Raw genomic sequence first — 23,851 nt, forward strand, 5'->3', positions numbered from 1 at the left:
CACCCCATATTTTTAGCTATGTAATTTATTAATAAATTAAAACTAATAGTGCTGATGTTTTTCATCAGCTCATCAAATTTTCAATAAAAAGCTTCATATTGACGAGTTTTCATTCTGCTCTAATTATTTACAGCCGCCTACACCACATAAACAAAGATGTTTAGATTTTAATTTTGATAAAATCACACAAGGTCACTTTGTCCAGTAATTTATACGTTGTATTAAATGTAACAACTCTTTTGTTGTCAAAAGCAGTATTAACATTTGCACCACTATGGAAGTGTCACGCTTATTCAAACAATTAGCACGCACCACTGTGTACCCTTTATAAAACTATACTAGCGAGATAAACAATCGAACTCTTTTGTTAATTAACTTATATGTTCAGCATCAGTTAACTTAACTCATCTTGTTGATATTATTGTGTTTTATAACTTGCGTATTGTTGAATAAGTTTGAAAATTATACTAGCGTGTAAAGTAGATATTTAACGTTACTCAAGGAGAAAGGTTACATGGTATCTCGCAGAAGCTTTATTAAAGCAGGTGCAGCTTTAGGTATAGGATCTATTTTTAGTGCTTCAGCACTCGCTGAGCAACTAAAGGTAAAAATGTCTCAAGGGCAGCTTATGCCAACTAAAGGGCCAATCGATAAAAGTGCAGCCTTGCCCACCAATGATGTTACAAACGCTAAACACTATCGCCCTGAAGCTAGAATGGGGTTAGGCGGTCTAGCCGCTGGTAATGGCTTTAACACCATATCTAGCGATGCAGAAATTCTAACAATGTTAAATGCTGCGTGGGACGCAGGTATACGGCATTACGATACTTCCCCGTTTTATGGTTTAAGCTTGAGTGAAAGACGCTTTGGGGATTTATTACGCAATAAAAAACGCGAAGACTTTGTATTATCCTCCAAGGTAGGCCGCTTACTTACACCTTCCGCTGAGCCTTTAGAAAATAGCTGGCACTGGGCCGATCATTCACCGTTTCATTATAAGTATGATTATTCAGCCTCGGGCACACGTCGTTCAATTGAGGATACTCTACAAAGAATTGGCGTGGCGTCGCTTGATATTGTTTATATTCACGATTTATCGCCTCAAAATAGTGATATGGGCGACGATTGGCTTAAATACTTTGATCAAGCAGCAAAAGGCGCAATTCCTGAGCTTACAAAAATGCGCGACGAGGGAATAATTAAAGGTTGGGGCTTTGGTGTTAATACACCGCATGCCGTTTACAAAGCGCTTGATATGTCAGATCCCGATATTTGTTTATTAGCGCTGCAGTACTCTATTTTAGATCACAAAGAAGCACTTAATAAAACCTTCCCTATGCTTGATAAACGAGGGATCTCTGCCGTTATTGGTGCGCCACTCAATGGTGGTTTTTTAACTGGGCGAAACCGCTTTAATTACTCACCTAAAATTCCTGCGCCTATGCAGCAAAAGTATAATGCAATTAGTGAAGTTGCTACTAAACATGGCATCGACATTAAAACAGCTGCGCTGCAATTTGCAGAAGCGCCATCCACTGTGGCCTCAATAGTGCCAGGTGCGCGTACTGCCGATCAAATTAATGCAAATGTTGCGTCAATGAAGGTAACCATTCCAGATGCGTTTTGGAGTGAGTTAAAAGCTAAAAACCTCATCGAGCAAAATGCACCTGTATAATTACTAACTCAGAGGTGTGCTTTTAATTAAGCACACCCTTTTAAGCTACATTCGACATTGAATGTGCTGATTATTTATTACCTGCATACGCCCAGTTAACGCACTCTTGCGCTAAAATAGCGATGGTATCTAAACAGGTATCAGGCGATTGCTTAGCTTGTGTGGCTAATATCAGTGGCAGTTTTCAGCAGCTTTTTAAGGTAGTTAATAACGTAGGGTCTTCTATTACTATACGGGCACAAATGTCGCCGGGTACAATTAATACATCGGGCTGTAATGATTCAGTAAAGTGATAATCGGCACTAACACGCAACCCGTGCTCTCCTAAGGAAGTCATAGAGTTTAGCGATATTAATTTGGGTTTGTCACATAACCCCTTTTCTGCCAGCAAGCCTATTAGTTACCATGAACCAACTAAATCCAGCTCTTCAACTTTGTCATAAATTAAAAAATATATTTTCATACTATGTTCCTTAGTCCTTTAATTTTTATAGCTTTTAAATAATTTGCCTAACAGGGCTTTCATATAACTGAGCAAATTTTTTTATTTAAGCTACGGAGCCACATTTTTATGCGTTTATTACATTACTACTTAGGTAAACTACATTAATTTGAGCAAGTGTTCAAAGTAAGTTAAGCTCAGAGCGACTAATCTACAAGTAATTTAAATTTATTGGGAGTAAACATGGCAACCACACTTGCATTTGACGTATACGGCACGCTTATAAACACTCACGGCGTATTGTCATTACTTGAAGATATGATTGGCGATAACGCGCAAAAATTTTCAAATACATGGCGTGAAAAACAGTTGGAGTACTCCTTTAGGCGCGGGTTGATGCAAAACTATATACCGTTTTCGTTATGTACTAAACATGCCCTCGATTACGCGTGTTTAGCGCATAAAACGCAGCTGAGTGACGATCAAAAGCAGCAATTGCTTGAGCAATATAAAATTTTACCCGCCTTTGACGATGTTAAAAAAGGCCTTGAGCAACTTAAAGCGCAAAATTACCGATTGTTTGCATTTTCAAACGGCGCTGCTGATGCGGTAAATAAATTGCTCGAAACCGCAGGTATTAGTGAGCTTTTTGAAGGCGTTATAAGCGCCGACGATATGAAAACATTTAAACCAAACCCAGGTGTTTATAGCCATTTTTTACGCGAAACCAATTCAATGGGTGCAAACACGTGGCTTATTTCGAGTAACCCGTTTGATATAACCGGCGCTATTTCGCATGGTATGCGCGGTGCGTGGATAAAACGCTCAGAAGATTCTATTTTTGATCCGTGGGAAATTCAGCCTAATACGGTTGCCACTGATTTGGTGGATTTGAAAAACAAGCTTGAAGAGATTAATTAAGCTGCATTTTTACTTTTATACTCCTCTTTACCGCTTAAGTTGTAAAGAGGGGGTAGCCCTTACTTTTTGACCCGTCCAAAATACCTAAGCTTTATTACCCTCTCCTCAATTTTCAAATTAACAAACACGTCCTATTTGACCTGCGAATTAAATATTTACACAGTTCACTTTATATACACCGTTAGTTTTAAAAGTAATTCCTTATAACTAATTACTTTGCCTTGATTGCGATAATAACCTTATATTTAGTCCTTAATCATTATTGATAATGAAAATTGTTACCATTAAGATCCTTGAACCCAAATAAGTACCAAGGACCGAAATATGTCACAACTACAATCGGCGCAGCTCAGCTCAGTCGAAAACCAAGCATTATTTGAGCAAAATGGCCTTCCGCCGCAATTTAATCTCGATCAGTTTATTAACTATCAAATAGCGTCGTTGCAGGGGCTTTCGGCTGTGCAACAAGCTATGGCAAAAGCACAAAAGCCGTTTTCTGGCGTGGCGGTTAATACACTTGCCGCCACTGTTAACGATGTAGATTTAGCTAAACCTCTCGCTGATTTCCCGGCGGTATTAAACGAGCTTAAAAGCGTGTATTTAGATCACGCGGTGTATTTTCATCATCCGCGTTACATGGCGCATTTAAATTGCCCTGTTACGTACCCTGCGGTTGTGGCTGAGCACATCATTGGCGCAATTAATACCTCGGTAGATACGTGGGATCAAAGCGCTGGCGCGACCCTTATTGAACAAAAATTAATAGATTGGAGCTGTGAAAAAGCAAAATTACCGAGCACTGCCGATGGCGTTTTTACAAGTGGTGGTACGCAATCGAACTTAATGGCGATGCTTGTTGCACGCGAAGTTGCTGTGAGCCGTTATGCCCCCGATCATCAAGTAAAACTACAAGGTTTGCCAAACGTTGCCTCACGTTTTCGTATTTATTGCTCAGAGGTGGCGCATTTTAGTATTCAAAAGGCAGCAGCATTATTGGGCTTAGGTTATAACGCGGTAGTACCTGTGGCTACAAACAATAAAATGCAAATGGATATGGATGCGCTTAACCAAGCAATTGCAGATTCTAAAGCTAAGGGCGATTTACCTATCGCCGTGGTTGTTACCGCCGGTACAACCGATTTTGGCTCAATTGACCCAATTGAAGACATAGCAAAACTTGCTAAAAAAGAGCAGCTTTGGTGTCATGTTGATGGCGCATACGGCGGCGGGTTACTGGTAAGCGAGCATCACCGTAGTGCCCTAAACGGTATAGAACAAGTAGATTCAATTACCATAGATTACCATAAATCGTTTATGCAACCGGTTAGCTGCAGTGCGTTTTTATTAAGTGACAAACGCCACTTTAGCCATATTACCCTTTACGCCGACTACCTAAACCCATTAGCTGAGGCCGGCAATGGTACGCCAAATTTAGTTGATAAAAGCTTACAAACCACACGCCGTTTTGATGCCCTAAAGCTTTGGTTAACACTGCGCACTATAGGTGAAGCGCCGCTTGGAAGAGCGTTTGATAAAGTAATTGGCCTTGCTCGTCAAACCCACATTGTGCTTAACGACCACCCTGATTTTGAAGTTGTAAATTACCCAGAGCTCAGCGCACTGGTATTTCGCTTTGCACCAGAGGAGCTAAAACATAACCCTGATTTACTCGACACCCTAAACCTGCACGTACGCCAAACATTCTTAAATACTGGTGAAGCCATGATTGCACGCACCAAAATTAACGGCCGTCACTACCTTAAATTTACGCTACTTAATGCCCAGTGCCAATTGAGCGATGTGCGCGCTGTGCTTGAACAAATTAGCACTATTGCGTGGCAAACGTATAAGGAGCAAAAATAATGAGCAACCAACCTTATGATTTTATAGCCATTGGTCTTGGCCCGTTTAATTTATCGTTAGCGTGTTTAAGCGAACCACTAGAGGGCGTTAAAAGTTTATTTTTAGAGCAGCGTAGCCAATTTGATTGGCACCCCGGCATGATGCTAGAAGGTGTTACTTTGCAAACGCCGTTTATGTCTGACTTGGTGACTCTTGCAGACCCTACCAGCAAGTACAGCTTTTTAAATTATGCCAAGCTTAATAACCGCTTATACCCATTTTATATTCGCGAGAGCTTTTTTTTACTGCGTAAAGAGTACAATCTCTATTGCCAGTGGGTGTGCTCGCAGCTTAGCAACGTAAGCTTTGAGCAAAGTGTAACTCAGGTTGAATTTTGCCAGCAAAGTGAGTGCTATACCGTTACCTGTAACACCCCAAATGGGGAGCAACACTATGTTACGCGCCACTTAGTGCTTGGCACCGGCCCTGCCCCATATATTCCTGATTGCGCAGTGCAAAGTAATTCAAATAACGTACTGCACAGTAGCGATTTTTGCCACCGCCTTGATGAGCTAAAAGCTGCTAAACGCGTTACGGTTGTAGGTGCTGGGCAAAGTGCTGCTGAAATTTATCACACCTTATTACAACAAGCCGTGCCAAACGGTTTGCAACTAGATTGGATTGCGCGATCGCCGCGCTATTTTCCGCTGGAGTACACCAAACTGACTCTTGAGATGACTTCACCTGAGTATGTAGATTACTTTTATAATTTAAAGACCGAGCAACGAGATTGGCTTAATCAAAATCAAAAAAACTTATTTAAAGGTATTAATGGCGATTTAATTAATGACATTTTTGACACCCTTTACGCGCAAAGCTTAGATGGGCCTATTTCTACCACATTTAAAACTAACAGCAAGCTTACTAATACACGTAAAAGTGCTGGTCGCTTAGTCACTGAGTTTTACCATCAAGAGCTAAATGAAGCCTTTGAAATAAAAACCGATTACTTAATTTGTGCCACGGGCTTTAAATACAAGCGCCCTGCTTTTTTAAACCCCATTGCACAGCAGCTACCAGAAGACGATCAAGGCCGTTATATAGTAAGCCGTGAATACGCAATAGATACCGACCAAAAGCGTATATTTGTGCAAAATGCAGAGCAGCACACCCATGGTTTTGTAACCCCCGATTTAGGCATGGCGTGTTATCGAAATAGTATAATTTTGCGCGAAATACTCGGTTATGCACCGTATCAGGTAGAGCAAAAAATTGCTTTTCAGTGTTTTGATTTAAGCGATGTAGAAACCCGTTCACAGCAAAAGAGTAACGCCGCATGAGTTTACGTATAGCACTTATTTTGCTTACGGTTATTTCGGTGGTGTGCGATACCTTATTACTGCCGTTTTATCCGCAGTTTTTTGCCAGCGAATTTTCTGTAAGTAACCCCACGCTTATTGGTGTGTTTGTAGCTAACTGTTGTATTACCGTTATGCTCGCGCTGCCACTATGGGCAAAGGTTGCCAAAAAATACCATGAGCTGGCTCTTTGGCTTGTAACGCAAGTGATTGCCGCCTGCTTCGGTTTGCTTTGTTATTTTGCAACTAACGTGTGGGAATTTTGGTTTTACTACCAAGTTATGTTGGTACTTAAGGCCAGTTATCTGCTTATTTACCCGTTTGCACTGCGTTTAGAGCAGCAAAGTAAGCACCTTTCTATTATAGGCTTGTTTTCAGTACTTATGCACTTTGGCGCTATTGGTGGCGCATTAGTGGGCGGGTACTTTTTTAGCTTAAACGAACCGCGTTATGCATTGTTATTAAGTGCTGCGGGCGATGTAATACAAGTGCTGCTGTGCGCCTATTTAATGCTGAGCTTAAAGCTAGGTATTTATCAGCAAGCGATTGAAAGCGAAAAACCGCGCACTCGCACACCCTATTTTATATGGCAATTTTGTTTTATAAGCGTGGTTGTTTACTTTAGCGCGTTCTTAATTAGGCCGTTTTTTACGACCCATTGGCAAGGAATGAGCGCGCAAAGCAGTGCGTTTCAAAGTGCGCTTGTGTACGCCATTCCTGCTTTTGCAGCGCTACTTATGCTGCTGTTTAACCACTTTAGGCAGCACTTACCTCTCCCTAAACTTAGCCGAACCAGTACGTTTTCGTGCGCACTTATTTTTGGCGCTATTGGGCTTTATTTACAGGCGCAAGAGTCGGTGTGGTTAGTTGTCAGCTCGCGCATTTTATACGGTATAGCGCTGTTTCAGGTCATGGTTTTATTAGAGGTTATGCTATTTGCTAAAAGCGAGCCAGCTCACTACGGCAGTGATTTTGCCAAAGTGCATGTTGCGCAAAATATTGGCGTTATTTTAGCGTCGTTATTGGTGGGCATGAGTGTGGAATATTTTAATACAACCGTGCCTTTTTACTTTGCTGCCATTGGCTTTGTAAGCCTTGGCGCTATTTTGCTATGGCGCGTTAAATTTGTTGGCCGTGCTGCACACACAGCCACTTAATAATTATAAAAATTTAGGAGTTTTTATGTATTTTTCATCTTTTGTAACTACGTTACAGCACACCGGTAATGTAACTATGCGGTTACTACAGCAAAGCGACATGCCTATTATTTGTCAGTGGCTTGCTCTGCCTTACGCGCATTTTTGGGGTATGAATAAACAAACCCCTGAGCAAATGTGCAGCGCCTACCAAGATATAATTAATAACCCGCACCATAATGCGTATGTTATTGAGCAAAGTAATGAGCTACTAGCCCTTGTTGAGCTTTACAACCCTGAGCACGACAAGTTACTCGCAGCCGCCTATGAGGTATTACCAAACGATACCGGCATGCATATTTTACTCGCGCCAAATACAAAGCCTAAACGCCATTTTAGTTTTGAAATAATGCAGTGCGTATTGCACAGTATTTTTGCCCATAACGATAATGCGCGCGTAGTGGTAGAGCCCGATATTGCCAATAGTAAAATTCATACCTTAAATAAGCGTTTAGGTTTTGTGCATACTAAGCAAATAATGCTTGGTGATAAAAAAGCATACCTTGGATTTTGTAATAAAGCCGCATTTGAAACGCATGTTGATTTACATTACAAATCGCAAACGCCAATAAACAACGACTATGTAAAGTTTGACCACTGGCAGTGGGCAAATAGGCACTTACAAAGTAAAGCCATTAGCGAGCTTGTACACGAGCGATTATTGGTTGCAGAGCAAACCCCACATGGTTTTAAAGTTAATATTGAAGGGGGTTACTTTTTATTTAATGGCCGTGCTATGGCGCTTAACCACATAGATATAGACGAGCCAAGCTTATGTTTTTATAACCTTAACAATGAGCAAGTAGCGCTTGATGTACTGCACTTTTTTAGTGTGCAAGGCCCTGCGCTGGGTTTAACTGGCGAGCGTTTAGCCACCTACCTTGAAGAGCTTAACGCCACACTTGCCAGTGCCTGTTATAAACGCGAAAACAACACGCTTAGCGCAGCCGAACTTGCGAAATTAGGGCTGCAACAAATAGAGGCTGCAATGAGCGAAGGCCACCCTGCATTTGTGGCTAATAATGGCCGAATTGGTTTTAGCAAAAGCGACTTTTTACGCTATGCGCCAGAAGTGGGTAAACCGTTTAAAGTGCTGTGGTTAGCGGCGCACAAAACAGTATGTGATTTTGCTTATAGTGAATACTTTAGTGACTACCCAAGCCATATTAGTGGCGAGCTTGATTTAACCACTCGTGATGCGTTTAACAAAGCGCTAAAAGCGCAAAACCTAAACCCCGACGACTACCTATTTATGCCGGCCCATCCGTGGCAGTACCAGCATAAATTAAGTGTGGTGTTTGCCAACGAGTTTGCCAATAACCGCTTAGTGTATTTAGGTGAAGGTGACGATTTATATCAAGCGCAACAATCTATTCGTACATTATATAACTGCTCGCACCCGCATAAACCTTATTTAAAAGTGGCGCTGTCTATTTTAAATATGGGCTTTATGCGCGGGCTTTCGCGTGCTTATATGGCGGTCACTCCGGCCATAAATGATTGGGTGTTTAATAAAGTAAACCACGACCCAACACTTAGCGCGTGTAACTTTACAGCACTTAGAGAGTACGCCACGTTAGGGTATGCGCATCACACCTTTGAGCAAAGTGCACTCGGTGATACGCCGTATCGTAAAATGTTTGCGTGTTTATGGCGCGAAAACCCAAACCATAATTTACAAAATAATGAGCAGCTCACCACCATGGCCGCATTGCTGCACCTAGATAACAGCGGTAAAAGTATGGCAGGTGCATTAATAGATCAAAGCGGCTTAACTGCAAACGCTTGGCTACAAAGCTACTTTAATGCCTACCTTATTCCGTTAGTGCATTGTTTTTATGCTCATAAATTAGTGTTTATGCCCCACGGCGAAAACCTCATTTTAAAGCTTAAAAACTCAGTACCTGTAGGCGCTTACATGAAAGACATTGGCGAAGAAGTAGCGCTGCTTAACAGCACTGAGTCTTTGCCTGAAGAAGTGTCGCGTATTCACATTACTATGCCTAAAGAGCTTGAGCTATTGAGTATATTTACCGATGTATTTGACTGCTTTTTTAGATACCTAGTGGCTATTTTAGTAAGAGAAGCGCGCATTACCGAGCACGATTTTTGGCAAGGCGTTGCGCAAAGTGTAAACGCGTATCAACAAGCCAACCCTGCCTTAAACGAGCGCTTTAAAGAGTATGACTTTTTTAGTGATGAATTTGCACACTCTTGCTTAAACCGCTTACAGCTTGGCAATAATAAACAAATGGTTGATTTAACCGACCCAGCAGGCAGCTTACAGTTTGCCGGAAGTTTAGATAACCCGGTATCGGCAAAGCTGTATGGCTAAGCCCATAACCCTTGCGCACTTTTTATTTTGCCCAAATGAGCCGGCTGCTGCGGCTCATCCAAGCTTAGATTTAGTGCGCAAATTAGCGATTCATTGCAAGGCGCATTACCCTCATGCGCCTACGCAATTTATTAGCCGGCATTTATATTTGCAGCTTTGTTGGCAAACTCTGTATGCCTATTGTTATTGGTATACGTGTAAACACAACGCGCATAACCCCATGCAGTTACAGCTCAAAATTAATGGCGCTTATAGTCGAGGGTTTAACCTCACAGGCGCGCCTCTATTAAGTAAAACTGAGCAAAATAATGCACTCATTGAGTTTATAAGTTGTGTAGGTAAGTGGATAAATAGCGATTATGCGCTGAGTAAAAAAGAGCAAGGGCGCTTATTACTCGACACCCTAAACAGCGCATTTACGCGCGCTCATAGCTTAACTTTAGCAAGCGCTGAGCACATTACCTATTGCCATAAACAGCTACATGCCTTGATCAGTAATCACTTTAATTTAAACCCCCCATTTAACTTAACGGCCGAGCGCTTAACGTGCTGTCGTTATTATTTAGCAGGTTACAAAAAATGCCAAACCTGCCCAAAAAAGGATATTAAAACCAATGAACACACGTCTTAAAACGATTGACCTTGCCCGAGGTGCGAGCGTTTTTATTATGATTTTAGTCCACACGTTATGGATGTACTCAAGCACAGCGCTTCAAAGTGAAAGCCTATTTGGTGCTGTAATCCATATACTTGGTAAAGGTACCGCCTCGTTTTTAGTGGCAATGGGGCTGTCTATGGCGCTTTCGCGTAGGCAAACACCCCTGCTGTTAATTAAGCGCGGCATACAGCTTTTACTACTTGCCTATTTAATGAATGCAGCAAAGTTTTGGCTACCTATTGAGGTATTTAACACCATGCCAGAGGCGTTTATAAATGCGTATGGCTGGCAAAGCCCATTGAGTGCTGGGCAGTTACAATTTATGGTGCTAACGGGTGATATTTTACAACTTGCCGGGGTTAGCTTATTGCTGTTTGGTGCGCTTAATATTGCCCGCTGGAAAACCACATGGATTGCATGTTTAGCCGTGGCTATAGCACTTGTAAGCCAGTTTGTAAGGGGGCAGCAGTTTGCGCTTTCGCCTTATATTAGCGATTTGTTTTTTGCTAATAACTACCAAGTTTATTTTCCGGTATTTCCGTGGATAAGCGCTATATTAACCGGCTACGTGCTTGGGCGTTTATACATAAATAGTCAGCATAATGCTGCGTACTTATTTAGCGTGTGCGCAAAGTTAGGGGCTGCGTTACTAATCATTGGTTCAGCATGGTTATTTATTGATTTTAACGGCCAGTTTGGTAACTTTTTTCACTTAAATGGCGGCGGTATTATTTATTTAATTGGCTTAAATTTATGTGCTTTAGCTTTTATAGAGTACGCCATTGCAAATAAATTTAATGGCCCTATTACTCGGGCCCTTTTATATGCGAGCAAACATGTTACCGCTTTGTATGTTATTCAGTGGGTGCTTATTTGCTGGTTTATGGGAGTGTTTGGTTATCATACACAGTCGCTTGTGCCAACGTTGTGCCTAATGGCGCTTATGAGTTTACTCACTTTTGCAGTACATAAAATGTATTTGCAAATTAAGCTAATCCTACTTGGTTTTAAGCAAAAACCTAAACGTGCAGCATAAACTGTAAAGGGGCTTTACGGGCGCAGTTACAGGCGCCCTAGCCTGCTTTTATTGCTTCAATTACGGTATTCATGCGCTTTGCCATTGGCCTATTGCGATGATGGCATACATAAATATTTTCGCTGATTGGATTAGCTAAATGGTGCGTTTTAATAAGCGCAGGTTTATTAAATGCGCTAACAGCATGCGCAGGTAACACCGTAAAACCGAGCCCTAAACTTACCGGCTCCAGTATTAAACTTATTTGGTTAGAAAACCCCGTGCGCTTAATTTGATCAACATGTTCAAACTCACTGTAGTTTTCGCTTAGTAATAGCTGCGCGTGGTGTTTTGCATCGGGATGGCCAATAAAGCCAAGCTCACATAAAACCTCCCACGTTGGGTTCTTAATATGTGCAGGGGTAACAAGTAATAGCGCTTCTTTACCAATTTTGTGGCTAGTAACCTCGCTAAGCGTGGGAGCTTGAGTTAAAAATCCTATGTCGGCACTGTGGTTTGCTACGGCTTGCTCTACGCTTGTATTGGGTGCAAAGCGATAATCAATATTAAGCTCGGTATGCTTTGCCTGCAGCGCTAACAACTGGCTATAAAATTGTAGCCCACAACTACCTGGCGATTGTATTTTTACTAGGCCACTGTAAGGCGAATCATCTTTTAATTGTTGTTCTAAAAATTGCCATTCTTTTAATAATAAACTGCCTTGTTGATACAAATTTTGCCCATGTACGGTAAGGGTAAATTGTTTGCCGTGGCGCTCTAATAGCGCGCAGTTTACTTGCTTCTCTAGCTTTTTAATGTGCTGACTTACGCCTGATTGGGTCATAAAAAGGCGTTCGGCGGTTTGGGTAAAATGATTTACCTCAACCAAGGTGCAAAACGTGTTTAACCATGTAGGATTTATCATTACAAAACGTACTCAAAATGATGATTAATGATAATTTTACTTAATAAAGGCTGATTCGTAAACTAACTCCATCAACTAAGATAAGTCACACGTTAAAGAGGACATATTATGAGTCATACATATCCACGTAGTTTTTCGCACATTGGTATTTCAGTACCGGATGTTGAAAAAGCCGTAGAGTTTTACACTAAGGTGATGGGCTGGTACACCATAATGGAGCCTACCGTGATCACTGAAGATAACAGCCCCATTGGCGAAATGTGTACCGAAGTATTTGGTGAAAAATGGGAAAAATTTAAAATAGCGCACCTTTCAACAGGCGACCGTATTGGTGTAGAAATTTTTGAATTTAAAGACCAAGAAAACCCTAAAGACAATTTTGAATACTGGAAAACCGGTATCTTCCATTTTTGTGTACAAGACCCAGATGTGGAAGGCTTAGCGGAGCGTATTGTTGCTGCAGGTGGTAAAAAACGTATGTCAGAGCCTCGTTACTACTACCCAGGCGAAAAGCCATACCGCATGATCTACATGGAAGACCCGTTTGGTAACATCCTTGAGGTTTACAGCCACAGCTACGAGCTTATTTACAGCGCAGGCGCTTACTAAATGTAGCTAATTTAAAAAAGTTTAGCTAAAACAAAGGCCGCAGTATTTATTACTGCGGCCTTTTTGTTTATTACATGATTAAATTTTTAAAGGTGCTAATTTTTAGCTCCAAGCGAACTGTGTAGGGCATTTTTATAGGCCTCATACGCGGGTATAGCTGAGGTAATAATAGCCGCAACAGTAATAACGGCGATTACTTTTAAAGTCTCTACATTAAGCATGTTTGCATTTAAAAATAAGCCATAAGTAGCGCCTAGCCAATCACCTAAAAGCCATAAGGTTAAGCTAAGTAAAGCCGTTGCAGCTGCGCTTGCTAGTATTACTAAAATTAAAGCTTCTACTAGCACTAAGCTAAAAATAACGCTTGGCCCTGCGCCCAATACACGTAGCACGGCAATTTCGTTTTTACGTTGTGCCATAGAGGCAAGTAACATGGTTGATAAGCCAAATAACGACGATACCAACACCAAAATACCAATAATGCGTAATAGGTTTTCAACCGTTGCCATCATTTGCCAAAGCTCGGTCATGGCAACACCGGGTAACACGGCCATTAACCTGTCGGCTTTATAATTGTTTATATCGCGCTGTAATTTAAAGGTTGAAAACTTAGACTTTAAACCCAGCATTACTGCGGTAATGCTCTCGGGTGTGGTGTTTACTGAGTCTACATTGTTAAGTAATTTAGCTTGTTTTGCCGGTGATAAATGTATGGCCTCAATGGCGTTTAAGCTTACATGTATTGTTTTATCAACCGGTGTGCCTGTTGGGCTAAGTATACCCTTAATTATAAAGGGGGTGTTGTCGTGATGGGTAAAGCTTGTGTTACCAATACCATGAGCAATCACTACGCTTTGGCCAACTTTATAATTGAGCTTTTTGGCTACATCGGCCCCTATCACCGCTTCAAATAATGCGTTAAATGGCTGGCCGCTACTAAAAGTAAGTGGTTGCTTAGTGCCGTATTTAAAGTGTTCAAAGTAGCTATTATTGGTGCCCATCACTCTAAAACCACGATGCGAGTCGCCAAGCGAAATAGGGATTGCCCATTTGACTAATGAACTGCCTTTTAGGGTTTCATAGCTTTTATAATTAATATTACTGGTGGGGCTGCCCATTCTAAATACCGAATAAAGTAAAAGGTTTAACTGCCCGCTAGGTGCGCCCACAATCATATCTACATCAGAGATGGTTCTGTTAAAGCTTTCTTTGGCTTGCTGGCGAATATGCTCCACACTTAACAGCACGCTTATACTTATTAGTAATGATAAAAAAGTAAGTATGACCGATTTACGCCTACTGGCTAGGCTGCTCCACGCTAACGATACTAGCATTTGCTGCCCTCCTCTTTTAAAAGCGAAGTTACATTTACGCTGCGCTCAAAAAATTGTTGTAAGTGCATATCGTGACTTACAAATACAAGCGTTATGCCGTGTTGCTTACATAAATCAATTAGCAGGGTCATAAATGCATCTCGCGATGCGGCGTCTAATGCTGAGGTGGGTTCGTCAACTAATAGCAGTTTCGGTTTATTTATTAAAGCGCGGGCAATGGCCACACGCTGCTGCTGGCCAACACTTAATGTATTTGCTGCTTTTTGCAAAATAGTCGTTGGTAATTTAAGTGCTAAAAGTAGTGCTTTAGCGTATTGCTCTATTTGCGTATTGCCCGTTTTAGCAAAGTAGCTAGCAAGTTGAATGTTTTTTAAAACACTTAAATACGGTATTAAATTAAATTGCTGAAACACCACGCCAATGTTTTGCGCTCTAAATTTATCGCGCTTTTTTGACGAAAGCGTTGAAAATGCTTGCTCAAGTAAGGCTATATCGCCACTTTGTGGTGTTAGCACACCTGCTAATAAATTAAGTAACGTGGTTTTACCTGAGCCAGATTCGCCATGTAAAAATACCTGCTCCCCCTGCGTTACTTGCCAGTTAGGAATATAAAACGAGGTCTTATCAGCTTTGTGGTACTTATAGCTAAGTTGGTCAATATGTATTGCTAAGGGAGTAGAGGCCGAAGAAATTGTATTAGGCACGATGAGACTCCTATGGTTTGATAAGTGTTGATATGTTATAACGTTTTTAGCTGAGCAATAAACTAATTGAGATAAAAATATGTCAAAATATGTAACTAACATGGTTGCTTGGTGTGTTATAGCCTTGGCCAGTTTAGTATTTACTTGTGAGTCAGCGGCTCAAAGTACAAGTTACGAAGAAATTGAGTGGATTCAGTTAATGCCTAAAGATGATTTAGACGCATTGCTTAATCCGCCAGAGTATTTATATGAAATTGAAGATGGCTCAGAGCAAGACACATTAAATAGCCTAGACGCTAAAGCGTTTGAAAACGAGCAAGATAAACGCTACCAGCAAGCATTAAGCTCAGTACGAGTGATTGAAAGTTACAACAATAAAAAGCTGCGTATACCTGGCTTTATAGTGCCGCTTGAGTCAGAAGAAGGTAAACGCATTAGCGAGTTTTTTATTGTGCCTTATTTTGGCGCGTGCCTGCATATGCCTCCGCCGCCACCTAATCAAATAATCTACGTTAAGTTTGATCAAGGTGTTGATCTTAAAAGCCTGTATGACGCATTTTGGTTTGAAGGCACACTGACGATAAACACCGTTGAAAACGAATTAGGCACATCGGCTTACCAGCTTAAGTTAGACAATGTATTACCGTACGAGGATTAAAGTGAAATACATAAATATAAAACGAGGATTGTGCGGTTTAGCTTTTTTGAGTTCTTTAGGCGCTGGTGCGTGTGAGTTTCATGCGGGCGTGGGGTTAAATCAGTTTCATCCTTTTGCTCGGCAACACTTTCAGCCCCCTATTTTACAAAACTTCTCGTTTGAACACGCTAAACAAGCACAGGTAAAAGTGGGTAACCCCAGCACGGCAAGCTTTAGTTACTTAGTACCAAAACGTTACAGCGCGGTAAGTGTAAAATTTTTTGCACCTAAAAATATAAAATTAACAGGGGCTGCTTCTGTACAACTTGCCAGTACCCGGGGTATTCATCGTTTAAAATATGTGGCAAATAAGGCAGGCAATAGTGAAATTGTTATTCAAATTAACGGCATTTTAAATGCAAAGCCCTTCACGCTTGAACAAAAAATAAGCGTGGTAGCCAGTTGATATAACTTACATTTAGGTTAAATACAAAAAGGGCTAACGCAACGCTAGCCCTTTTTTTATACCTAAATTAAAAGCAGCTTTGCTGCAATTTATGCGTTTTTACCACAACACTTTTTATATTTACGGCCGTTACCACATACACACGGATCGTTTCGCCCTACCTTTGGCGCGTCACGTGTTACAGGGCTTTGCGGTGGCGGGCAGCAGCTTGTGTTAGTGCAGCCTGAGCCTGTTGGGGCTGGTGATTTATCGGTCATATTACTCTTCCTTTTTAATAGTATTTACCACGAACCATACATAGGGTTTGGTAGTAAAAATAATGATTTACCAAGCTTGGGTTGTAGCGTTTTTATATTGGCGCTTTCTTGTGTTACGCCGCTAAAATCTTCTATGTTATCTCCCACCTGAAATTTAATAACTTGTGGTTGCTGCCAGTTATTATTTTGCCCACTTGGTGAAAAACAATCGGCTGTGCCTTGTTTTATTTGTTGGCGGCGTAAGTCTTTATCGTTAATAAATTCGTTGTTATTAACGGCGTTTTTGTCAGCCTCTGAACGGCCAATTAAACAGGTGTTTTCAACCGTTATAGGCAAGCCAACGGCTTTAAGGTTATTCCACGTGTGTAAATCGTTTTGCTTATTACGGTTAGTAACAAGCGCTATTTTTCCGCCGTGTTTATACACTGTTTCTATAAACGATTTAGCACCAGGTACCAGTGTGGCTTTTTTGCTTGCAACCCATGCCTGCCATGATTGTGGTGTATATCCTTTGCCGTTAAGCTCGGTTTGTTTTTGATAAGCTGAATTATCAAGCACGGTTTCATCAACATCCATCACGGCTACCCAGTTACTTCCTGTGTTTGGCAATTGCATTACTGCTGCTTTTGCTTGTTCATAGGTTGTAGTTGCTAGTGCTTTGTACTCTTTACTGGTTGTTTGCCATAACACTGCCGACGACAGTGAGTGCGCATTAGCAGCAAGCGAAACCGATACAGCGCAGTGGTCGCTTAGCATGGCTTTGTTATCCATATTTTTGAATTTATGCACCTGAGCCGACGCTTCAATATTTTGTGCATTCATACCGCCAACAATAATGTGATCGATAGGCGCAGGGTAGCGTGCTTGGCACCCTAATAATTGGCTGGTCGTAATACGAGTTGAGCGCTCATCACTTAATAAGGTGCGGGTTAGCCTATTGTAAGGCGCTGATATACGGTGGTTAAAATCACCTAATATTATGTAAGGCGTGCCTGCTGTTTCGTGTTTTTCAACCCAGCCATTAAGCACTGGTGCTTGTTGTGCATAGGTTTTACACGCAGGTGAGTCGCTTTTTAAGTAGTCGTCTACAAAACAGCCGCTTTTCATGTGTACGTTCAGTATATCGGTTGGCCCTTGCTGTGTATTAACTGTTATTTGTAATCCGTAGCGCAGCCCTGCTCTTGCTAATCCTAATTGGTCTATAGGAGCTGTATTGAGTACAGGTATTGCTTTTTTTACTGCAAAGGCTACTTTTTGCTGGGTTGATAAAGCTCCCGTTTGTCGGCACGTATAGGCTTTGCTGTCTGCTCGGCTAGACATAATTAGTTGCCAGTCGTCTTCAGAGAATATTTGCTCTAGCGCCTCTTTAGATCCCACTTCTTGTAATGCAATAATATCGGCGTCTAAGTTTTTTGCATACGCTTTCATTGCTGCTATTTCGCTTGGCGTTCTGGCTCTACAACCTGTATCTATTGGGTATGCAAGGTGCTCAACATTCCAAGTCGCTATTTTTAAAGCGGGTAGAGTTTGGGCTTGTAGCTGCGAGGCCGGCTGAGCTGAAAAACTTTCATTAGTATTTTTGGCTAGGTTAGATGTACAGCCAACACTAAGCGCACTGACTAAAGCAATGGTTAATGTATTAAATGTGTTCATGGTTAGTTTTCTCTAAGTTGGTTTTATTATTAATTAAGCAGTTCATGAGTTGTTGCGCCCACATAGAGTTAATTTGTATCGCTATTATTTCTATGCGGCTTTCTTGGCAATCGTTTAAAGGGGTAACGGTTAAGGTTTGCTCAGCTAGGTTAAAGCCTACGCTCCCTTCGTCTGTTTTTATAACAGCTTTAATTCGCTCTACTTTTAAATTGCTAAACAAAGCGTGCAGCGCGGTTTTACTAAATATGTGTGCTGCACTAATACGCCAGCCAATACTTTGATAGCCTTGAGCGCTATTTTCAATGCACAGTATGCCATTTGTGGGTAACGGCGCTTCGCGGGTATTAATGCCTGAATTTGTATGAGTATGCGAAGTGTAAGGCCCCGATTGATTATAGCCGCACTCACCTTGTAACAACTCAGGCGCTATTTCACCTTGTGTAGTAAATACAATTTGCTGTGTTTGGTTTGCGCGGTTTATTACGTAATCAGTTAATGTTTCAGCGTCATCTTGAGCGTATAAATCGTGCTTGTTACCTACAATAATATCTGCAATATCAATTTGCTGATTAAAAGTAGCATGGCTTGTATAACGCGAGTCGTTGAGCTTTCTGGCATCAACTAAAGTAATTGTTTTTTGTAAGCTCAGTACATTTTTATAATGCGATGATGAAAGTGTTTGTAATACTTCCTTTGGGTGGCCAAGCCCTGTGGGTTCAATTAAAAGCCTGTCTGGTTTTGCTTGTTTAAGCAGCTGATTAAGTGCAACTTGCATTGGCACGCCGGCTGTACAGCACATACAGCCACCGGGTACTTCGCGAATAAATACACCGCTGTTTGGGCTTTGTTGCCCATTAAGTAGCGCGCCATCAATACCTACTTCGCCAAATTCGTTTACTAATACCGCCCAGCGCTCAGTGCGTGGTTTGGTTTTAAGTAGCGATACAATAGCGCTGGTTTTGCCTGCACCTAAAAAACCACTAATAATATTAGTGGGTATTGCTTTTAGCGTTTGCTTATTAGAGTTCATTAGCCAATTTCTTGTAACCTTTTACCAAATCGTGATTTGCAGACACCACCGATTCAGAAAATGTTGAATATTCTGGCGGCACTTTGCTTATGCTGTTTAAATCGAAGCCGGGTTCTATATTGGTCATTGGCGGTACATGGAAGTTTTTAGGTAAATCTAATCCATCAACAACGCAGTTATGCCTAACTACACACCCATTTCCCACATGCGATCTAAATACTACCGAATTAAAGCCAATAAATACATCATCCCCTACGCTGCACGGGCCATGAATAATAGAGCGATGCGCTATAGACGTGCGCTCACCAATAGATACCGCCGCCCCCGATTTAGAATGTATAACCACGCCATCTTGTATGTTTGAATTTTTTTTAATAATAATTGGCTGCATATCGCCAGTGTCGTCTACTTCATCGGCGCGAATAACCGCATAAGGGCCAATAAATACATTGTCTTCAATGATTACTTTGCCACACACAATGGCTGTTGGGTCTATAAATGCGCTTTGTGCGACACTTGGCATGTGGCCGTTTGGGTTTTTTCTTAACATTTTTTATCCTACTAAATATGCAAATTAAGGTTTTAAATAACACGCTGCTGCGAAAACTTTTGGTCGTACACTACAGCGTTGTGAGCGTGTAAGCTTTCTTGGTGTTCAACTTTAAAGTGGTAGTCGCAAATGTTGGTTTTTAGCTCTAAGGCCAGTTTGATTCTGCGGGCGGCATCTTCGCAAAAAAGTAAGTTTTCGGCATTGAGCTTGGCAAATGCTTGTTCGTCTTCGCGTTTTACTGCGGTTTGAACAGGCGTACCAATCGCACTTTCTAGTTGTGTAATAAGTGCAGGTAAGTCAGGAAGCTCTTCACCTTTAATACGCATTGTTATGTACGCGTATGAGCGCTGGCTGTGTGGTGTAGCAATACTGCCTTGCTCTGATGATAGCCACTCTAGCAATGCGTTTTTATCAACGTGCTGCTCTGTAAATTGCTCTGCTACGGCATCGCTTAATGCTTTTCGTGAAAGCGCGGCTGAGCACGGGCACGTGCTTGAATAAGCAATAGTAAGGCTAAGCTCGGTATTAATTTCACCGTCTTCAATGGTTTTACATACATTCACCGGATACGCCTGATACCCCGACTGACTTGATAAAAGCGCAGGCTTATTAAGTGTTAGCTCAAAGGCTAAATTTACTTTAGCGCTTAGGCTTAGGCCTTGTTGAGAGTGCAGCATAGTATTTAATAACGCGGTTAAACTTTCGCCCGTTAAAGGCTTGTTTACAAGCCGCTCTTTAAGATGCAAATACAAACGCGACATATGTATGCCTTTGGCTTCGGCTTTATTTAAACTTACAAATATGTCGGCTTTGGCGTGCGTATGGATAGGTTCGCAATCGTGTGGTAAAACATGCAAAGGCAGCGAAATTCCTTCCATCCCTACCCATTGTAAAGGTTGTGCATTCAAAGAGTTATTCTGCGAAGTAATATCTGGCAAATGGCTTTTAGCATTCATAAATTTAACTATTCCAATTAACGATTAAAAACAAGAGGCATGGCAGGTTTGCTAGGTTTAGAGACCGTTTTGCCATCGTAAAGGCGCTCGCCATTAACCCACGTACTTACTATTTTTGATGAAAACTCAATGCCATTAAAAGGCGTCCAACCGCAAAGGTAGCGGCAAGAGTCGTGGCTCACCTTTGTAGTTTGCTGTGTACTTACCAGCACTAGGTCGGCGTAGTAGCCCTCTTTTATAAAGCCGCGTTTATCTACTTTAAAACGCAGCGCAGGGTTATGTGCGGTTTTTTCTACCACCTGCTCTATGCTTAAGCGGTTGTGTTTAACGTGTTCTAGTAAGCTTAAAAGTGCGTGCTCTACTAAGGGTAAACCTGCTGGCGCGTTAACATAATCGGTTTGTTTTTCTTGCCATGTATGCGGAGCATGATCGGTGGCAATAATATCTATTTGATTATTTTTAACCGCGTTTATAAGCGCATCACGATCGGTTTTAGCTTTTATGGCAGGGTTACATTTTATTAAGTTGCCTAAGGCTGGGTAATCTTGCTCGCTAAAATATAAATGGTGTACACAGGCTTCTGCGGTAATGCTCTTATTGGCTGTATCGCCTTTAGTAAATAAACTCAGCTCTTTTTCGGTGGTTATGTGTAATACATGCAATTGCGCATTGTATTTTTTAGCAAGCGACACCGCATACGACGATGAGGCATAACACGCCTCTGCATCACGAATTTTTGGATGGTCGGTAATACTAGGCACAATGCCTTGTTGCTCATAGCGCTGATTGTTTTTGCTAATTACTTTACCATCTTCGCAGTGGGTAACTATAAGCACAGGGCATTCGCGAAATATCCCCTCAAGTGCTTGTGGGTTCTCTACTAATAAATTACCGGTAGAGGCGCCCATAAACACCTTTACGCCACATACTTTTTTAGGATCGAGCGCTTTAATATCATCTAAATTGTGCTCGGTTGCGCCAAGGTAAAAAGAGTAATTAGCATAAGAATGCTGCTCGGCTATGGCGTACTTTTCCTCAAGTGCGGTTTTGTTTGTGGTTGAAGGGTTAACGTTAGGCATTTCCATATAACTTGTAATACCGCCGGCCACTGCCGCACGCGATTCAGTTAATATAGAGCCTTTATGAGTAAGGCCTGGCTCTCTAAAATGCACTTGGTCATCTATCATGCCTGGCAGTAAGTAGGCACCTTGCGCGTCAATTACATCATCGTTTTCGCTCGGGGTGATATTAGGGGCAATGCATTCAATAAATTGGTTGGTAATGCGTACATCAGCACGTTGCGTTTTACCTTCGTTAACCAATTGGGCATTTTTTATTAGTTGGCTTTTCATGCTTACAGCTCTTATTTAGTCAGCAATTTATGTTTAATGGGTATGAGTTAGCGGCTAAATATTAGCTTTGCCAGCTTATTACAGGGTTACTGCGCGTTACTTCTGTTGAGCCTTGCCCCGTATTACTAATCCATTGCACGTTAAGCGCATTCAGCGAAGGCATTAAGTTAAACAGCGTGACCGAAAAGCCCACAACCGGTGTTTTGCAGTTAAAATTGTAGGTGGCTTCAACATTATGATGATCGTGCTCATCGTGCTCATCGTGCTCATCGTGCTCATCGTGGCTGTGAGCAAGTGAGTTTTCGGTACTTTGTAAAATACACTGCCCTTTAATATCAATAGCGTGGCTACTATTTTTTAATTGCTGAGCGAGTACGTTAATGGCATTTTTATCAGATGAGTTAGCAGCTTGATGTTCAAACCCTAGGGCATCGGCAGCCGGAATAATAAACTGCATTTGCAGCACATTGCCCTCTTGAGCAATAAGTAACTCACCTTCCCCATGCACATGCTTTTGCGCATAAGCACTAAAACCTAACCCTAACAGCAGGGCAACACTGAGCCCTTGAGTAACCACTTTCATAAACTAACCCTTACTTAAATAGAGCTAAATACATCAATTGTTATAATATAACATATTAATAGTGTCCTAAAAAGATAATAATTAAGAGCGTTTTACTAATGGGTTGGTAAAGCTATTTATTGTTTATAGGTACAGATACTGGTAAGTTTTAGCTATATAAATAATTTATTTTTAAGGAAAAGCATGACACTGTCATTGGAAGACATCACCGCCAATAATTACGAAGCCATATGCGATTTAGAGGTTGCTAAAACACAAGAAGAATACGTGGCGTGTAATATGTGGTCGTTAGTAGAAGCGCACTACAATAGCGGGTATACCTGTAAAGCGAATTAACCTGAACTCTGGATAATAAATCTATCTCAAGCAGCTATTTTCAGCGCTAACTGCGTTGAATTTACTTGCAATAGGCTAGCTATTGACGCGTAATTTCGCCTTGTTTTCACTGGAAATCTCTGGCTAGAGAGAATAAGCATAAATATCACTTTTGACTCAATACGTTAGTAAACCTCTTAACCAGAGTTCAGGTTATTTACTTAAATGCTGTGCCGGTCGGTTTTTTTATGTGGGTAAAAGAAACCCCAACAAAGGTTTCTATTTGGCGCTTTATGGTTGATCAAGCACATCAAAGTAAAGGCATTGGGCGCAAAGCACTAGCTATGGCAATTGAAGAGATTAAAACAACTTCTAAGCTTGAACAAATCGAGATTTGTTATAACCCGCAAAATCCTGTTGCTAAAGACTTTTATTCAAGCTTTGGGTTTGAAGAGGCTGGCCTCGATGAGGATGACGACGATATGTTAGCGGTTATTAAAATTAGTAGTTAACTCATTAATGAGTAGGCCGGATAAGCGAAGCGCCATCCGACACAATAAAATACCTTGCCAATTATTATCAACATTTTATGTTGTTGAATGGCTGGAGAGTGCCAATTGCGGACGATAGTAACCATAATCACTTATGTGGACTCCCATTTATCAACAACTATTTTAACTAAATAAATTCGCCTTCTTATGTACGAGTTCTAAATGAGGCGCTACCTCGACTCCAAGATAATTTCGCGTGTTAGAGCACTCTTCTTGTTAACGAGCTTTTCGCTCTTGTGACTATACTGTGTCGTCTAACATGTTGTTAATTTAGCTAAAGCTGATGTTTGATTTTTTTATAATAAAACAGCTTTATATTCTGTTTTATTATTGATTAAAGAAAAAGCGGTTCTAACCGTTTTATTGGCTAATGCGACTGCTGCACACTTTTTTCCTCGTCGTTCTATTAACGCTTTAAGCCAGCGCTCTTTACTTGTTTTTGGCTCTCGCTTAACAACTTGTTGGATGACTGGACTTCCCACAGTTT

General features: G+C 41.3%; 22 protein-coding genes and 3 pseudogenes. 13 read left to right on the top strand and 12 right to left on the bottom strand.

Going from position 1 to position 23,851, the window contains the following annotated elements; all coding sequences use genetic code 11:
* Positions 1-514 precede the first annotated feature (514 nt).
* A complete protein-coding gene (locus tag J8L71_RS14655; RefSeq protein ID WP_138613094.1) occupies positions 515-1,675 on the top strand; it encodes an aldo/keto reductase in 1,161 nt (386 codons plus the stop codon).
* Between the two features lie 184 nt (positions 1,676-1,859).
* On the opposite strand, the gene J8L71_RS14660 is transcribed toward J8L71_RS14655, so the two are convergent.
* Positions 1,860-2,012: a hypothetical protein gene (locus tag J8L71_RS14660; RefSeq protein WP_211001183.1), complete on the bottom strand. Its 153-nt coding sequence runs from the start codon at positions 2,010-2,012 to the stop codon at positions 1,860-1,862.
* A gap of 348 nt (positions 2,013-2,360) precedes the next feature.
* Here J8L71_RS14660 and J8L71_RS14665 point away from each other — a divergent pair, with 348 nt between their 5' ends.
* From J8L71_RS14665 to J8L71_RS14695, 7 genes are all read left to right on the top strand, one after another.
* Entirely contained in the window at positions 2,361-3,038 is a 678-nt protein-coding gene (locus J8L71_RS14665) for a haloacid dehalogenase type II (RefSeq protein WP_211001184.1), read from the top strand.
* A gap of 324 nt (positions 3,039-3,362) precedes the next feature.
* On the top strand, positions 3,363-4,901 hold the full coding sequence (locus tag J8L71_RS14670; protein ID WP_211001185.1) for an aspartate aminotransferase family protein: 1,539 nt from the start codon (positions 3,363-3,365) through the stop codon (positions 4,899-4,901).
* Entirely contained in the window at positions 4,901-6,220 is a 1,320-nt protein-coding gene (locus tag J8L71_RS14675) for a SidA/IucD/PvdA family monooxygenase (protein WP_211001186.1), read from the top strand. Before J8L71_RS14670 ends, J8L71_RS14675 begins: the two co-directional genes overlap by 1 nt.
* Positions 6,217-7,395 (top strand): MFS transporter, encoded by a 1,179-nt coding sequence (locus tag J8L71_RS14680; RefSeq protein ID WP_211001187.1) that lies wholly within the window; start codon positions 6,217-6,219, stop codon positions 7,393-7,395. The genes J8L71_RS14675 and J8L71_RS14680 overlap by 4 nt, the downstream gene beginning before the upstream one ends.
* Before the next feature lie 25 nt (positions 7,396-7,420).
* Positions 7,421-9,769: a GNAT family N-acetyltransferase gene (locus J8L71_RS14685; RefSeq protein WP_211001188.1), complete on the top strand. Its 2,349-nt coding sequence runs from the start codon at positions 7,421-7,423 to the stop codon at positions 9,767-9,769.
* On the top strand, positions 9,762-10,400 hold the full coding sequence (locus J8L71_RS14690; RefSeq protein WP_211001189.1) for a hypothetical protein: 639 nt from the start codon (positions 9,762-9,764) through the stop codon (positions 10,398-10,400). The genes J8L71_RS14685 and J8L71_RS14690 overlap by 8 nt, the downstream gene beginning before the upstream one ends.
* Complete coding sequence (locus J8L71_RS14695; protein ID WP_211001190.1) at positions 10,384-11,463, top strand: heparan-alpha-glucosaminide N-acetyltransferase domain-containing protein; 1,080 nt, start codon at positions 10,384-10,386, stop codon at positions 11,461-11,463. The genes J8L71_RS14690 and J8L71_RS14695 overlap by 17 nt, the downstream gene beginning before the upstream one ends.
* A 37-nt stretch (positions 11,464-11,500) precedes the next feature.
* Here J8L71_RS14695 and J8L71_RS14700 read toward each other — a convergent pair whose 3' ends face one another.
* Complete coding sequence (locus tag J8L71_RS14700; protein WP_211001191.1) at positions 11,501-12,367, bottom strand: LysR family transcriptional regulator; 867 nt, start codon at positions 12,365-12,367, stop codon at positions 11,501-11,503.
* Between the two features lie 108 nt (positions 12,368-12,475).
* Here J8L71_RS14700 and J8L71_RS14705 point away from each other — a divergent pair, with 108 nt between their 5' ends.
* Positions 12,476-12,976 carry a lactoylglutathione lyase family protein gene (locus tag J8L71_RS14705; protein ID WP_211001192.1) on the top strand — a complete coding sequence of 167 codons (501 nt, stop codon included), beginning with the start codon at positions 12,476-12,478 and terminating at the stop codon, positions 12,974-12,976.
* A 95-nt stretch (positions 12,977-13,071) separates the two neighbouring features.
* Here J8L71_RS14705 and J8L71_RS14710 read toward each other — a convergent pair whose 3' ends face one another.
* Positions 13,072-14,310 carry an ABC transporter permease gene (locus J8L71_RS14710; protein WP_211001193.1) on the bottom strand — a complete coding sequence of 413 codons (1,239 nt, stop codon included), beginning with the start codon at positions 14,308-14,310 and terminating at the stop codon, positions 13,072-13,074.
* Positions 14,304-14,969 (bottom strand): ABC transporter ATP-binding protein, encoded by a 666-nt coding sequence (locus tag J8L71_RS14715; protein WP_348771811.1) that lies wholly within the window; start codon positions 14,967-14,969, stop codon positions 14,304-14,306. Before J8L71_RS14715 ends, J8L71_RS14710 begins: the two co-directional genes overlap by 7 nt.
* A gap of 124 nt (positions 14,970-15,093) precedes the next feature.
* Between J8L71_RS14715 and J8L71_RS14720 the strand changes: the two genes are divergently transcribed.
* Both J8L71_RS14720 and J8L71_RS14725 read left to right on the top strand, forming a co-directional pair.
* Positions 15,094-15,672, top strand: coding sequence for a DUF3299 domain-containing protein (locus tag J8L71_RS14720; RefSeq protein ID WP_211001195.1), 579 nt, complete (start codon positions 15,094-15,096; stop codon positions 15,670-15,672).
* A 1-nt stretch (position 15,673) separates the two neighbouring features.
* Complete coding sequence (locus J8L71_RS14725; protein ID WP_211001196.1) at positions 15,674-16,117, top strand: hypothetical protein; 444 nt, start codon at positions 15,674-15,676, stop codon at positions 16,115-16,117.
* Positions 16,118-16,206: 89 nt separating this feature from the next.
* Here J8L71_RS14725 and J8L71_RS14730 read toward each other — a convergent pair whose 3' ends face one another.
* From J8L71_RS14730 to J8L71_RS14760, 7 genes are all read right to left on the bottom strand, one after another.
* Positions 16,207-16,374 carry an SEC-C metal-binding domain-containing protein gene (locus J8L71_RS14730; RefSeq protein WP_055018984.1) on the bottom strand — a complete coding sequence of 56 codons (168 nt, stop codon included), beginning with the start codon at positions 16,372-16,374 and terminating at the stop codon, positions 16,207-16,209.
* 24 nt (positions 16,375-16,398) lie between these two features.
* A complete protein-coding gene (locus tag J8L71_RS14735) occupies positions 16,399-18,027 on the bottom strand; it encodes an HAD family acid phosphatase (protein ID WP_211001197.1) in 1,629 nt (542 codons plus the stop codon).
* Positions 18,014-19,057, bottom strand: a complete 1,044-nt coding sequence (locus tag J8L71_RS14740; protein WP_211001198.1) for a GTP-binding protein — start codon at positions 19,055-19,057, stop codon at positions 18,014-18,016. The genes J8L71_RS14735 and J8L71_RS14740 overlap by 14 nt, the downstream gene beginning before the upstream one ends.
* Positions 19,047-19,607: a DapH/DapD/GlmU-related protein gene (locus J8L71_RS14745; RefSeq protein ID WP_211001199.1), complete on the bottom strand. Its 561-nt coding sequence runs from the start codon at positions 19,605-19,607 to the stop codon at positions 19,047-19,049. The genes J8L71_RS14740 and J8L71_RS14745 overlap by 11 nt, the downstream gene beginning before the upstream one ends.
* Before the next feature lie 32 nt (positions 19,608-19,639).
* Entirely contained in the window at positions 19,640-20,563 is a 924-nt protein-coding gene (gene folE2 / locus J8L71_RS14750) for a GTP cyclohydrolase FolE2 (RefSeq protein ID WP_211001200.1), read from the bottom strand.
* Between the two features lie 17 nt (positions 20,564-20,580).
* A complete protein-coding gene (locus J8L71_RS14755; RefSeq protein ID WP_211001201.1) occupies positions 20,581-21,915 on the bottom strand; it encodes a dihydroorotase in 1,335 nt (444 codons plus the stop codon).
* Between the two features lie 61 nt (positions 21,916-21,976).
* Complete coding sequence (locus tag J8L71_RS14760) at positions 21,977-22,498, bottom strand: DUF2796 domain-containing protein (protein ID WP_211001202.1); 522 nt, start codon at positions 22,496-22,498, stop codon at positions 21,977-21,979.
* Between the two features lie 183 nt (positions 22,499-22,681).
* Here J8L71_RS14760 and J8L71_RS14765 point away from each other — a divergent pair.
* Both J8L71_RS14765 and J8L71_RS14770 read left to right on the top strand, forming a co-directional pair.
* Positions 22,682-22,828, top strand: a pseudogene (locus J8L71_RS14765) (GNAT family N-acetyltransferase); the annotation flags it as partial.
* A gap of 194 nt (positions 22,829-23,022) precedes the next feature.
* Positions 23,023-23,325 (top strand): annotated as a pseudogene (locus tag J8L71_RS14770) (GNAT family N-acetyltransferase); the annotation flags it as partial.
* Between the two features lie 335 nt (positions 23,326-23,660).
* On the opposite strand, the pseudogene J8L71_RS14775 reads toward J8L71_RS14770, so the two are convergent.
* Positions 23,661-23,851, bottom strand: a pseudogene (locus J8L71_RS14775) (IS110 family transposase); the annotation flags it as partial.

The organism is Pseudoalteromonas sp. MMG007 (assembly GCF_018100985.1).
Lineage (GTDB): Bacteria > Pseudomonadota > Gammaproteobacteria > Enterobacterales > Alteromonadaceae > Pseudoalteromonas.